Raw genomic sequence first — 1,656 nt, forward strand, 5'->3', positions numbered from 1 at the left:
GCTGCCTACCTCGAGAGGGTTCATCCCGGCTGCCGGCTCGTCCAACAGCAGCAGCTTCGGGTCGGACACCAGCGCGCGGGCGATCTCGACCCGCCGCTGCTCGCCGTAGGGCAGGTTTCGCGCCAGCTCATCCCTCCTGCCTTCCAGCCCGAGAATGGAAAGCAGCTCGGTTGCCCGCTCGGTCACCTGCCGCTCCTCCCGCCTGAACCCCTGCCCGCGCAGGACCGTACTCACCAGCCCGGCTCCGCCGCGGTGATGGTGAGCCACGCGGATGTTGTCGAGGACCGATAGCTGCTTGAACAGCCGGATATTCTGGAAGGTACGGGCAATCCCGCACTGATAGATGCGGTACGGCTTCATCCCACCGATGTCGGCGCCGTTGAACCGTATCTCGCCCGCGGTCGGTACATACATGCCCGTCACCAGGTTGAACACGGTCGTCTTGCCGGCCCCGTTCGGCCCGATCAGGCCGACCAGCTCGTTCTCGGCAACTGACATCGTGAAATCGCGCACGGCCACCAGGCCGCCGAAGGACTTGGTCAAAGACTTCGTCTCAAGCACAGCGCTCATGGCAGTGGTGAATTCCGAATGACGAAGCACGAATGACGAATGAAACCCGAAGCCCGAATCACCAATTCGGACTTCTCCTTCATTCGAGCTTCAATCGACATTCGGGTTTCGAGCTTCGTCATTTCTTCTCTCTCAGGAACCGGAACTCCGTCCCCGCGAATATGCCGCCGGGCCGCACCAGCATGAAGATGACCAGCAGCAACGGATAGATGACCCAGCGCCAGTCCTGCACTGCCGGCGGCAGTACGATCCTCAATCCCTCGAGCAGGAACGTCCACGCGACCGCGGCGACGATGGTGCCGGACATACTGCCGAGCCCGCCCAGCACCACCACCAGCAGCACGTCGATGGACTTCAGGAAGTCGAAGTTGGACGGGTGCAGGAACGTGAACAGGTGCGCGTACAGGCCGCCGGCCACGCCCGCGTACATGCAGCCGATGACAAACCCCAGGGTCTTGTAACGCGTGCTGTCGATGCCGACCGCCTCGGCCGCCAGCTCGTCCTCACGCACCGATATCAGGGCCCGGCCGATACCGGAGTAGACGATGTTGCGCAGCACCACCAGCGCCACTACGGCCAGCGGGAACACCCAGACGAAACTGGTCAGCCTGGGAATCGCGCTCATGCCCCGAGAACCGCCCATCATCGGGACTACCTGGTCGGCGTTGTCCAATAGCACCTTCACGATAATGCCGAAGCCGAGCGTCGCTATGGCGAGATAGTCGGACTTTAGCCTGAGTATGGGCAGGCCGATGAGCAGGGCAACCAGACCGGCGAGGACGGCGCCGGCGACCAGGCTGAGCGGCAGGATAGCCGGGCCGTGGCTGCCGATGCCTCGGGTCACAAGCGCGGCAATGTAGGCTCCGATGCCGTAGAAGGCAGCGTGGCCGAGCGAGAACTGCCCGGTGTAGCCGTAGATGAGGTTCAGTCCGAGAGCCGATATGGTCACGATCCCGGCCAGACAGATGATCTGCTGCCAGTAGGGATTCAGCGCGCCTGAGAGGATGAGCGCTTCGACTGCGGCGAACACCGCAACCGCGACCAGCAGCGCAACCACACCGGCTCCGAGGCCCCTGCGCGTGCTCA

2 protein-coding genes are annotated in these 1,656 nt (G+C 63.5%); both read right to left on the bottom strand.

Annotated features, from left to right (window positions below; translation table 11 throughout):
• Positions 1-570 (bottom strand): ABC transporter ATP-binding protein (locus FJY68_14415; GenBank protein ID MBM3333014.1); only part of this gene is annotated, 570 nt, incomplete at its 3' end.
• Between the two features lie 118 nt (positions 571-688).
• Positions 689-1,627 (bottom strand): branched-chain amino acid ABC transporter permease, encoded by a 939-nt coding sequence (locus tag FJY68_14420; protein ID MBM3333015.1) that lies wholly within the window; start codon positions 1,625-1,627, stop codon positions 689-691.
• Between the last annotated feature and the right edge of the window lie 29 nt (positions 1,628-1,656).

The organism is candidate division WOR-3 bacterium (assembly GCA_016867815.1).
In the GTDB taxonomy this organism is placed as follows: domain Bacteria; phylum Hydrothermota; class Tepidihabitantia; order Tepidihabitantales; family Tepidihabitantaceae; genus UBA2258.